This window comes from Sporanaerobacter acetigenes DSM 13106 (assembly GCF_900130025.1).
Lineage (GTDB): Bacteria > Bacillota > Clostridia > Tissierellales > Sporanaerobacteraceae > Sporanaerobacter > Sporanaerobacter acetigenes.
This window is the reverse complement of sequence record NZ_FQXR01000015.1, coordinates 23,933-36,495: the sequence shown is the minus strand read 5'-3', so window position 1 is coordinate 36,495 and position 12,563 is coordinate 23,933. Positions and strand designations below refer to the sequence as shown.

Below are 12,563 nucleotides of genomic sequence, written 5' to 3'. Positions count from 1 at the left end.
AGGGGGTATGATAGTATGAAAGTTTAAGATTAAAATAATTAGAAGGTATTGGTAATATAAAAAAATTTATGGGGGAGATCATATTATGAAAGTAAAAAAAATGTGGAGCATATTATTAATTATGATTTTTACTTTAATTTCATGTACAAATATAAGTTTTTCACAAGGAATTGGTAATGGTCTAGAAAAGAGCAACTGCGAAGAAATTCTGAAAAATTATATCGAAGATTTTTTAGTTGAAGGATATTCAGAATACTACGATATAAATGATGTAAAAGTTATATTTGATGAAGTAGATGTAGATGAAAGTAGTAATGTTGAGTTTATAGCAAAGGCGACTATGAATAGTGTATTGAAAGCTAAATGTGTTGAAGAATTACCATATGTAAAAGGTATGCTAGAAAGAGTTAATTTGAATACATTTTCATATGAATCGGATGATAATACTATAAATATGGTTTCAGCTGCTAATAAGAGCAATTTAAGCGATAGACAAATAGAAGTTGCTTCAAAAATCATTATTGATAAAATTAAAGATTTAGAGCAATATATTGGACAAGCAGATGATACAAATTTTATATTTAAAATAACTGCAAGTGTAAAGGATGGAGAAATTGATATATCTACCCTAAAAATGTTTGCAGAGAATATAGATGAATTCATACCTGCTGAAGAAATATTACCTAAAAATTCACAAGAACTTGAAAAGGAAGGGTTTGAATATTTAGAAACTGAAATTTCCGAGTCAGTCATTATTTGTAACGAAGAAATTTTACCTAATCTGTATTCTGGTTATGACAGAATAGCGGCAAGAGATTATGCTAATAAGTATACATCTAATACAACCAAACAATGTCCTCATGGTAAAGCATTAATGGATACTTCAAAATATAATTCGAATTATAATTGGTATTGCCACAATGATTGCGCTAATTATGTATCTCAATCACTAAAAGCTGGAGGATTGCCTACAGATAGCACTTGGAAGGCTGGTTCAACAGCATGGGTGAATTGTGAAAGTTTGACAAATTATATGGTGAGTACGAAAAAGTATTGGAAGAAATCTGATTATGAAAATGCTAATGCAGGTGGTGTTATAATGATGAAGAACAGTGATGGACATAGATACCACACTGTAATGATTGTTAAAAATGATACTGTTACACGACAATTTAGTGGACATACGAATGATAGGTTAAAGACAGCATATTCCAAAAATTCCAATTGGGAATATTATGTTCTTCAATAATCTTGTTAAAGTTTACTTCAGTATGATTTAAAAAGAGTATTATCTAAAATAGAATTTATGGATTTTAGTATTGAACAAAAAAAGGCCTTATGTGTTCGGTTTACATAAAGCCTTTTTTGTCTTGATATGTAAAAAAACCTGATAAAAGTTTTAAGAATAAAGGAAAGTTAAATTGCTTTAACATGTATTTTTTGGTATTATAAAATTGATATAGAAATATTTTACAAAGTAAAATTTACATTTATTTATGTGGAGTGGAAAGCTTATGAATAAAAATGTCCAGAGCCATGATGATTTTTATAATGAAATATGTAATAAGTATTTTAAGGATGTTTATGAATTCTGTGTATATCTAACTAAAGGAGATAAAAACCTTAATGATATGGTAGAAGAATGTACACAGGAGACATTTTTAGAGGCAAAAAAACAAATAGAAAAGTTGAGAAAGCATCCTAATATTAAAGGTTGGTTGTATGTAACAGCTAAAAACTTAATAAACAATTCCTTTAGAAAATATTACATTAAAAATAAGTATGAAATCACAGTACCAGATGAAATTATTTGTTCTTCCAAAATTGTTTTAGATGAATTAGAAAAAGTTATTGATGATGAAATTGACGTGGATAAGCTAAAAATAGATGTTTTAAAACGGTTAAAAGAAGAAGAGTATCAATTTTATATGGATTATTTTGTTGAAAAAAAGCCTGTTAAAGAAATGGCTGAAAAACATAATATTTCTGTTTCTGCTATATATACAAGAATTTATAGATTAAAATTGAAAATTAAGAAAATAGCAGTAAAAGAAATTAATCAATATATAGGAAAAAATATGTAAGATTTTATATTTAGAGATATTAGTATACATGGAGGGATTATTTATGGGAAACGATGAATTTTTGAAAATTATTTCATCAGAAGAAAGTGATGATAATATTAAAAATAGAATGTATTGTATTACTTATAAAGCACTTGAAATTGATGCTATAAATGTAGATACGGATTTAATTGATGAATGTATAAAAACTGTAGCAATGATTGATGATATAGAAACTGTTTCGGATAAAAAAATACTAGAAATGCGAAAGAATGTCGATCAAAGATACAAACAGTGGGAAAAATCAAAGAAGAAGTCAAGATTTTCCGGTAAAACCTTTAGTCAAATTGCAGCATGTATGTTTTTCATATTTACAATAACAGGTTTTATTGCAAATGCAAATGGATACAATATCTTTAAAATAATATCGGAATGGAGTAGTGAAGCTTTTTATTTAACTATAGAAGGAGAAGAGAAGAGTGAAGAAAAAAACAAAACAAATGTAAATGGGCTTGCTGAAAGTAATATTTATGATAGTATAGATGAAGCTTTAAAAGACATTGTTCCTGAACCTAAAATTCCTCTGTGGATACCTGATAATTTTATTTTTGAATATGCTGAAAAAACCAATCTTCCTAAAAAAACTATTCTTGCATTAAATTATAGTTGTGATGATAAAGAACTACTTATTTACATGAATATTTATAAAGAAAACAATGGAGACATAAATGATAGTGCTTTGATTGAAAAAGATAATACAAAAGTAGTTGTCTATACAAAAAACAATATAAATCATTATATTATGAAGAATAATTTAAAAACTCAAGGAGTTTGGGCATATAAAAATGCAATATATACAACTTGTGGAGATATATCTATAGAAGAAACAAAGAAAATTATTGATTCAATGTATAACAATTAGTTATAGAATGATAAAACTCTCACTTATCATATATGTTAAGTGGGAGTTTTTAGTTTATAGTAATATATCAAAAGATTTAATTATATACATATATTATAATTTATGAAATGGTTGGTGGATTAGATGGATACTTTTTTAGTATTTGTTGTTTTTTTTATAGGGCTTTTAACTATAGTTAAAGGAGGAGATTTTTTTGTAGATGCTGCAATTTGGATAGCTAAAAAAACTGGAATATCTCCCATGATAATAGGGGCTACTATTGTGAGCATAGCTACTACACTACCAGAATTTTTTGTGTCTACAGTTGCAAGCAATGAAGGACATTCGGATATGGCGGTAGGAAATGCCATAGGTTCAACTATTTGTAATATTGCATTCATTATTGGATTGTGTGCATGTATAAAGCCTATAAAGATAAAGAAAAAGTCTTTTACTGTAAAAGGAATAATAATGATAGTATATTTGCTTATATTTTATGCATTTGCTAGCGATGGAGTTGTACAATTTAAAGAGGGTTTTTATCTCATACTTATGTTTGCACTATTTATATTGATAAATGTACTAGAGGCAAAAAGTACCGATGCAGGCTTTGAAGAAACTAAAAACTATTCTAATGGAACTAAAAAAGATACAATCATAAATATAATAAAATTTGGATTAGGTGCCTGGTTTATAATTATTGGAGCACATATGTTAGTAGATAGTGGAGTTAAAATTGCTCAGATATTTAAAGTACCTCAACAAATAGTTAGTCTTACACTACTGGCAGTAGGAACATCATTGCCAGAATTAGTTACAGCTGTAGTTGCAATTGCCAAAGGAGAAGAAAATATATCTATTGGGAATATATTGGGAGCAAATATTTTGAATTTGACTGTAGTGTTAGGTGGTTCAACTCTTGTCAGTGACAATGGGCTTCTTATTTTACCTCAAACAATTTTTTTAGATGTTCCTTATTCTTTATTGATAATGACAATATTTATTCTTTCCGGAATTTTGAAGGAAGAGATAAGTAGGAAGGTTGGAATATTACTTTTTTCAATCTATATATTATATCTTATAATACTATTTTAAATTTTCTAAAAAAATTTCTATTAAAAATTTAATAAATAAAGCTTTTTTAAAATTATTTCAGAAAGTTTTATATTAGGGAAAATTAAGGCTTTTCCATGGATTATATAATATAAAAATGAAATTTGATTTTATGTTGACATAAAGTAGTAAAAAACGATATAATACATATAATTGAAAAGATTTCGAATATTCCAAATAGGCAAAATATAGGCTGCATTTTTGAGAGTGCTGCCTATTTTGAAGTTTAATAAAAAGGAGGCTAGAAAATGGGGTTAAATTTTGATTGGGAAAAAAATAAAGAAAAAATTCATGAATTAGAATTATTTATCGAAGAAAATAAAGATAAAAAAGGTGCACTTATGCCAGTTCTTCATGAAGCCCAGGATATTTTTGGCTATCTCCCACTTGAAGTTCAAAATATTATTTCTGAAGGATTAAACACGCCCTTGTCAGAAGTATATGGAGTAGCTACTTTTTATTCTAAGTTTTCACTAATACCTAAAGGCGAGTATACTATAGGAGTTTGTCTAGGTACTGCTTGTTATGTAAAAGGTTCCCAGGAAATATTGGACAAGGTTCAAGAACTTTTAAACATTAAAGTTGGAGAAACTACTGCTGATGGTAAGTTTTCATTGCAAGCTACTCGTTGTTTAGGAGCTTGTGGTTTGGCTCCTGTCATGGTTATAAATGATGAAGTTTATGGAAGATTAACTCCTGATGCTGTAGAAGGTATTCTTGAGAAGTATAAATAAATTGGGGGTGAATTGTTTGAAAAGTATTGAGGAATTAAACAAGATAAGAGAAGAGTCTCTAGCAAAGATGAATTTAAGAACGGATAAAGAGAGAATAAGAATAGTTGTAGGTATGGCAACTTGTGGTATTTCAGCAGGAGCAAGACCTGTTTTGACTGCGCTATTAGAAGAAGTTTCCAAAAGGAAGCTAGAGAATGTTGTAGTAAGTCAGACAGGATGTATTGGCTTATGTAGGCTAGAACCAATAGTTGAAGTGTATGAACCAGGAAAGGAAAAAGTAACTTATATAGAGATGACTCCTGAAAAGGCTAGAAGAGTAGTAGCCCAGCATATAGTAAATGGAAACGTTGTCAATGAGTACACTATAGGTTCATATAAAAGTGAATAAGAGCTGAGACAATAATTTGTAAAGGGGGATTTCAGGATGAATTTATATAGAGCTCATGTTCTAGTCTGTGGAGGAACTGGTTGTCACTCTTCGAATTCAGATAAGATAAAACAAAAAATGGAAGATAGAATAAAAGAAAAAGGACTAGAAAACGAAGTAAAAGTTGTTATGACAGGTTGTTTTGGATTGTGTGAATCTGGACCCAATGTGGTAGTTTATCCAGAAGGGGTTTTTTATAGTCATGTGAAACTTAGTGATGTAGATGAAATAGTAGATGAACATTTGCTAAAAGGTAGAATTGTAAAGAGATTGTTGTTTAAAGAAGCTGTTGAAGAAAATGTTATAAAATCTGTCAATGAAGTTGATTTTTATAAAAAGCAAACTAGAGTAGCATTAAGAAACTGCGGAATTATTGACCCGGAAAATATTGATGAATATATTGCTTATGATGGATATCAAGCCTTGGCTAAGGCTCTAACTAAGATGACTAGGGATGAAGTGATTCAAGTAGTTAAGGATTCAGGACTTAGAGGAAGAGGGGGAGCTGGATTTCCAACAGGGCTTAAGTGGGATTTTACAAAGAAAGCTGATGGAGATAAAAAATATGTAGTATGTAATGCAGATGAAGGGGATCCTGGAGCATTTATGGATAGAAGTATTCTTGAAGGCGATCCTCATTCAATATTGGAAGCTATGACTATTGCGGGATATGCTATTGGTTCAGATCAGGGATTTGTCTATATTAGAGCTGAATACCCTATAGCTGTTAAGAGACTTCAAATAGCTATAAATCAGGCTAGAGAATATGGACTTCTTGGGGAAAATATTTTGAATTCTGGATTTAACTTTGATATAGAATTGAGGCTTGGAGCGGGAGCATTTGTATGTGGAGAAGAAACTGCTCTTATAGAATCTATAGAAGGTAAAAGGGGTATGCCAAGGAATAAGCCACCATTTCCAGCTAATGAAGGACTTTGGGGAAAACCAACTTTAATCAATAATGTAGAGACTTATGCAAATATTCCTGTTATTTTCCAAAGAGGCGTAGATTGGTTTAGAAGTATTGGCACAGAAAAATCCCCAGGAACTAAAGTATTTGCGTTGGGAGGTAAAATAGAAAATACTGGTTTGGTAGAAATCCCGATGGGCACTACTTTAAGGGATATAATATATGGAATAGGCGGAGGAATACCAAAAGGAAAAGAGTTTAAAGCTGTTCAAACTGGAGGCCCTTCAGGAGGATGTATTCCTAAAAAATATTTAGATACACCTGTTGATTATGAATCATTGACAAAGCTTGGCTCTATAATGGGTTCTGGTGGAATGATAGTTATGGATGAAGACAATTGTATGGTAGATATAGCTAGATTTTTCTTGGATTTCACTGTGGATGAATCTTGTGGAAAGTGTACGGCTTGTAGAATTGGCACGAGAAGGATGCTAGAAATACTTGAGAAAATTACCTCAGGGAAAGGGGAACCTGGAGATATTGAGAAACTTGAAGAATTGGCAAATAATATAAAAGATTCTGCTCTTTGCGGACTAGGTCAGACAGCACCAAATCCAGTTATATCTACATTGAAATATTTTAGAGATGAATATGAAGCTCATGTATATGAAAAGAGATGTCCTTCAGGTCACTGTAGAAAATTGCTTACCTTTGTCATTAGAGAAGATTTATGTAAAGGTTGTGGATTATGTAAGAGAAATTGTCCAAATGATGCTATAACGGGAGAAGTCAGAGAAACTCATGTTATTGATCCGGAGAAATGTATTAAATGTGGTACATGTATAGAAAAATGTCCATTTGGAGCTATAGAAAAGAGATAAGAGTGGAGGTGGAAAAAGTGAATATGATTACTGTAAATATAGATGGAAAAGATCTACAAGTACCAGAGAATTATACAGTTCTTAAAGCTTGTAGAGAAGCGGGTATAAATATACCTACATTATGTTTTCTGGAAGGAATAAATGAAGTAGGAGCTTGTAGGCTTTGTTTAGTTGAAGTTGAAGGTCAAAGAACTCTTAAAGCTTCATGTGTTCTACCCACAAGTGAAGGCATGGTTATCAAGACTAATACTAAGAGAGTAAGAGATGCAAGAAAGTTAAATTTGGAATTGATTTTATCAAATCACAATAGAGAATGTACAACTTGTGATAGAAATCATAAATGTGAACTTCAACGACTTGCTGAAGAACTAGGTATAAGAGATATTAGATTTGAAGGGGCAAAAACTATAAGATCTGTTGATACTTCTTCTCCTTCTATAGTAAGAGATCCTACAAAGTGTATACTTTGTGGCAGATGCGTAAGTGTTTGCGAAAAAGTTCAAGGAGTAAGTGTCATAGGTTTTAGAGATAGAGGTTTTGATACTACAGTAGGGCCTATATTTGATAAAGGATTAGCCGAAGTAGCTTGTATAAATTGTGGTCAATGTGTAGTTAATTGCCCTGTAGGAGCATTAAAGGAAAAGGAAAATATAGATTTGGTTTGGGAAGCATTGGATAACCCTAAAAAGCATGTAGTAGTTCAAACAGCTCCAGCAGTTAGAGCTGCACTAGGGGAAGAATTTGATTTTCCAATAGGGACTAGAGTGACAGGGAAAATGGCCGCTGCTTTAAGACGTCTTGGATTTGACAAGGTATTTGACACAGATTTTGCTGCAGACTTGACTATAATGGAAGAAGGATACGAGCTTCTTAATAGACTTAAAAATAACGGAAAACTTCCTATGATTACTTCATGCTCACCAGGATGGATTAAATACTGTGAGCACTATCATCCTGAATTTTTAGACAATCTATCTACTTGTAAATCTCCTCATGAAATGTTAGGTGCTGTAATAAAGACTTATTATGCTGAGAAAAATGGAATAGATCCAAAAGATATATTTGTAGTTTCAATAATGCCATGTACTGCTAAAAAGTTTGAAGCTAAAAGAGAAGAATTGAGTGCTTCTGGATATCAAGATGTAGATGTAGTTCTTACAACTAGAGAACTAGGAAAGATGATTAAACAAGCTGGAATAGATTTTATGAGACTTCCAGATGAAGATTTTGACGAAGTATTAGGAGAATCTACTGGAGCCAGTGTTATATTTGGAGTTACAGGTGGGGTCATGGAGGCAGCTCTAAGAACTGTAGCAGAAGTAGTTACGGGAAAGAAACTTGAGAAAATAGAATTTGAGGAAGTTAGAGGATTAGAAGGAATAAAAGAAGCAGAAATACCTCTAGGTGATATAAACGTGAAATTGGCAGTAGCAAATAGTACTGGTTGTGCGAATGCTTTGCTTGAAAAGGTAAAGAAAGGGGAAGCAGAATATCATTTTATTGAAATAATGGGTTGCCCTGGCGGCTGTGTAAATGGTGGAGGGCAGCCATTTGTCAGTGATTTAGTGAGAACTAATGAAAATTATATTTTAAAGAGAGCTAATGCATTGTATGAAGAAGATGAAGCAAAAGTCATAAGAAAATCTCATGAAAATCCTATGATACAAAAAATTTATGAAGAATATTTTGGAGAACCAAATAGTCACAAAGCTCATGAAATTCTCCATACTCATTATGTAAAAAGACCTAAGTATATAGATTAAAAATAGACCCCATTTTGGGGTCTATTTTTAACAAAAATTTAATTTGATTTTGAATATAAAATTTGATAAAAATATAGGTACTATTTAAAAAAAATAATAATAAATGACAAAAAAATAAAAGTGGTGGAGGAATTAAAAATGGTTTTTGAAAAAATCATAGGAATAACTAACAAAATTTTATGGGATTATCTTTTGATTTTCTTATTGGTTGGAGTAGGGGTATACTATACTTTTAAACTCAAATTTGTTCAAGTAAGAAAACTACATCCTGCCATGAAGCAAGTATTTGGTGGAATTTTTAAAAAAAGTGAAAAAGCAGATAATGATGGTATGACTTCTTTTCAAGCTTTAGCTACAGCTATAGCTGCCCAAGTTGGGACAGGAAACTTGGCAGGTGTAGCTACAGCCATAATATCAGGTGGTCCAGGAGCTATATTCTGGATGTGGGTAAGTGCTTTCTTTGGCATGGCGACAATTTTTGCAGAGGCTGTGTTGGCGCAAACGTACAAAGAAAAAGTTGATGGTGAGATAACAGGAGGACCTGCTTATTACATAAGCAAAGGATTAAAAAATAGGGGACTAGCAGTATTTTTTTCTATAGCAATTATAATTGCTTTAGGATTTGTGGGGAATATGGTTCAATCAAATTCCATAGCTGCAGCTATGAACAATGCTTTTGATGTTTCAAAAGTTTTGATTGGTGTAATAATTGCCTTCCTAACATTTTTGATATTTACTGGTGGAATGTCCAGAATAGCTTCATTTACTGAAAAGGTAGTACCATTTATGGCTTTATTGTATATAGTTGGAAGTATAATAATTGTTTTAATGAATTATAAAAATATTGGACCAGCTTTTGGAATGATATTTAAAGGAGCTTTTAGCCCTAAAGCAGTTGCGGGAGGAGTCTTTGGTGTTTCAATGAAGCAAGCTGTAAGATTTGGTGTTTCAAAAGGACTATTTTCAAATGAAGCTGGAATGGGTTCTACACCTCATGCTCATGCAGTAGCAAAGGTAAATCATCCAGCAGAACAAGGTCTTGTTGCAATAGCTGGAGTTGTCATTGATACTTTGGTTATTTGTACTTTGACTGCGTTGGTTATACTTACAACAGGAGTTTATATTTCTGGAGCTACAGGTCCAGTACTTACGCAAATGGCTTTCACTGCAGCATTTGGGAAATATGGGAATCCATTTATAGCTATAAGTTTATTTTTCTTTGCTTTTTCTACTATTATTGGTTGGTATTTTTTTGGAGAGGCAAATGTAAAGTTTTTATTTGGAGAAAGTGGAATTAAATATTATAGATTTCTGGTTATTATATTTTTAGTATTAGGTTCAACATTAGAAGTACAACTTGTATGGGATATGGCAGATACATTTAATGGACTTATGGTTATTCCAAATGTCATTGCCTTATTTGCTTTAGGTTCAAAAGTAAAAGATTCTTTATCTAATTATGAAAAAATTAAAAATTAGAAATTTAAAAAATAACAAATCTCCAGTTTACTGGAGATTTGTTATTTTTTGTCCAATATATTTTTTTAATTAATGAAAATACTAAAAATAAGTATATAGGAAAGGAGAGAAAAAAATGACTTTTGAAGGTATTATAAAAACGGTTAATGACTATTTATGGGGATATATACTTATTTTTTTACTTGTTGGAACAGGAATATATTTTTCTATAAAACTTAGGTTTCCTCAAATAAGACAAATAAATAGAGGTATGAAGCAAGTATTTGGTGGGATTTTTAAAAAAGGTGAAAAAGCAGATAAAGATGGTATGACGTCTTTTCAGGCTCTAGCCACAGCTATAGCTGCCCAAGTTGGGACAGGAAACTTGGCAGGTGTAGCTACAGCCATAGCTTCAGGAGGGCCAGGAGCCATATTTTGGATGTGGATAAGTGCTTTTTTTGGTATGTCAACAATTTTTGCTGAGGCTGTGCTGGCTCAAATTTATAAGGAAAAAATTGATGGTGAAATAACAGGAGGGCCAGCTTATTATATAAGTAAAGGAGCAAAGAGTAAAGGATTGGCGGTGTTTTTCTCTATAGCAATCATAATTGCTCTAGGATTTGTAGGGAATATGGTTCAGTCAAATTCCATAGCTGCAGCTGCTAATAGAGCTTTTGGAATAAATAAAATATGGATAGGAATATTTACAGCAATTGTAGCTGGAATGATTTTAATTGGAGGGATAACTAGAATAGCTTCTTTTACTGAATTGGTAGTACCATTTATGGCAGTATTATATATTGTAGGTAGTTTAATAATAATAATAATAAATTATAGACAAATAATACCCGCATTTAGATCAATTTTTGTAGGAGCTTTTAGTCCCCAAGCAATTGCAGGAGGGGTTTTGGGCGTGACAATAAAAGAGGCTATTAGGTATGGAGTTTCGAGAGGACTATTTTCAAATGAAGCTGGAATGGGTTCCACACCTCATGCTCATGCAGTAGCAAAGGTGAATCATCCTGGAGAACAAGGTCTTGTTGCTATGGTAGGTGTTTTTATAGATACTGTAGTCATTTGTACAATGACGGCTCTTGTAATAATAACTACGGGAGTTTATACTTCTGGAGCTACAGGGCCAGAACTTACTCAAATGGCTTTCACAGCAGGGTTTGGGAAATATGGGAATCCATTTATAGCTATAAGTTTATTTTTCTTTGCTTTTTCTACTATTATTGGTTGGTATTTTTTTGGAGAAGCAAATATAAGATTTTTATTTGGAAAAGGCGGAATAAAATATTATAGAATAATAGTGCTTTTGTTTGTAGTATTTGGTTCGATTTTGGAAGTGGAACTTGTTTGGAGTATTGCTGATATGTTTAATGGATTGATGATCATTCCAAACCTCATTGCATTGTTTATTTTAAGTTCAAAAGTTTCAGAATCCCTTAAAGATTTTGAATCCAAGATATGATATAATAGTACAATAATGTAAGTTTAGATAAAAGGGGGGCCTTTAATGCTTACGCCAAGAGAAATAGCACTAAAAACTATTGAATCAGGAGTTAAAAAAGGAAAATTATCAATTTTTGAAAAACTTTTATTGAGTATATTTGCAGGAATGTTTATAGGTTTTGGTGCCTATGGAAGTTTAACTGTCATGCAGTCTTTGGGTAATTTAGATTTGGGACTTATGAAATTTTTGGGGGCTGTAGTTTTTCCAGTAGGTCTTATGTTTGTTATAATTGCTGGTGGCGAATTGTTTACAGGAAATAATCTTATGACAATGGCACTATTAGATAAGAAAATTACATTTAAAGAGATGTTCTCAAATTGGATAATAGTTTATGTAGGCAATTTCATAGGTTCTGTATTTTTAGCATTTTTGATTTCTAAAACTGGATTGGCAAATGAAAATATAAGTGAATTAGCTGTATCTACAGCTATAGGTAAAGCCAATTTGTCAATCAGTCAAGCTTTAATAAGGGGATTTTTGTGTAATATCTTAGTTGTATTAGCTGTATGGATGGCTACAGGAGCTAAAGATATTGGCTCAAAAATACTTGCCATATGGTTTCCTATAATGCTCTTTGTACTTATGGGATATGAACATAGTGTAGCAAATATGTTTTATATTCCTTTGGGGAAATTTTTAGGAGCAAATATTTCGTGGCCCAAAATGTGGACAGGAAATTTAATTCCTGTGACATTAGGGAATATTTTAGGTGGAGGAATTTTTATACCTTTTGTATACTATATAGTCTATGTTTATTTAGACAAGTAGACAATAATTTTCCAATATGCTATAATTTT

11 protein-coding genes are annotated in these 12,563 nt (G+C 31.5%); all 11 read left to right on the top strand.

The window, feature by feature from the left end; all coding sequences use genetic code 11:
• Positions 1-85 precede the first annotated feature (85 nt).
• The 11 genes from BUA21_RS11955 (at position 86) to BUA21_RS11905 (ending at position 12,534) form a co-directional block, all read left to right on the top strand.
• Positions 86-1,249, top strand: a complete 1,164-nt coding sequence (locus BUA21_RS11955) for an amidase domain-containing protein (RefSeq protein WP_072745068.1) — start codon at positions 86-88, stop codon at positions 1,247-1,249.
• Between the two features lie 265 nt (positions 1,250-1,514).
• Positions 1,515-2,084 (top strand): RNA polymerase sigma factor, encoded by a 570-nt coding sequence (locus BUA21_RS11950; protein WP_072745067.1) that lies wholly within the window; start codon positions 1,515-1,517, stop codon positions 2,082-2,084.
• Between the two features lie 43 nt (positions 2,085-2,127).
• Positions 2,128-2,985: a DUF4367 domain-containing protein gene (locus BUA21_RS11945; protein WP_072745066.1), complete on the top strand. Its 858-nt coding sequence runs from the start codon at positions 2,128-2,130 to the stop codon at positions 2,983-2,985.
• 123 nt (positions 2,986-3,108) lie between these two features.
• On the top strand, positions 3,109-4,059 hold the full coding sequence (locus tag BUA21_RS11940) for a calcium/sodium antiporter (RefSeq protein WP_072745065.1): 951 nt from the start codon (positions 3,109-3,111) through the stop codon (positions 4,057-4,059).
• A 266-nt stretch (positions 4,060-4,325) separates the two neighbouring features.
• On the top strand, positions 4,326-4,811 hold the full coding sequence (nuoE, locus tag BUA21_RS11935) for an NADH-quinone oxidoreductase subunit NuoE (RefSeq protein ID WP_072745064.1): 486 nt from the start codon (positions 4,326-4,328) through the stop codon (positions 4,809-4,811).
• Between the two features lie 16 nt (positions 4,812-4,827).
• Positions 4,828-5,199, top strand: a complete 372-nt coding sequence (locus tag BUA21_RS11930) for a (2Fe-2S) ferredoxin domain-containing protein (protein WP_072745063.1) — start codon at positions 4,828-4,830, stop codon at positions 5,197-5,199.
• A 36-nt stretch (positions 5,200-5,235) separates the two neighbouring features.
• A complete protein-coding gene (gene nuoF, locus BUA21_RS11925; RefSeq protein ID WP_072745062.1) occupies positions 5,236-7,029 on the top strand; it encodes an NADH-quinone oxidoreductase subunit NuoF in 1,794 nt (597 codons plus the stop codon).
• A gap of 23 nt (positions 7,030-7,052) precedes the next feature.
• Complete coding sequence (locus BUA21_RS11920; protein WP_199229071.1) at positions 7,053-8,792, top strand: NADH-dependent [FeFe] hydrogenase, group A6; 1,740 nt, start codon at positions 7,053-7,055, stop codon at positions 8,790-8,792.
• 138 nt (positions 8,793-8,930) lie between these two features.
• Entirely contained in the window at positions 8,931-10,271 is a 1,341-nt protein-coding gene (locus BUA21_RS11915) for an alanine/glycine:cation symporter family protein (protein ID WP_072745061.1), read from the top strand.
• Positions 10,272-10,386: 115 nt separating this feature from the next.
• Positions 10,387-11,724 (top strand): alanine/glycine:cation symporter family protein, encoded by a 1,338-nt coding sequence (locus tag BUA21_RS11910; protein ID WP_072745060.1) that lies wholly within the window; start codon positions 10,387-10,389, stop codon positions 11,722-11,724.
• Positions 11,725-11,769: 45 nt separating this feature from the next.
• Entirely contained in the window at positions 11,770-12,534 is a 765-nt protein-coding gene (locus BUA21_RS11905) for a formate/nitrite transporter family protein (protein WP_072745059.1), read from the top strand.
• Positions 12,535-12,563: the final 29 nt, after the last annotated feature.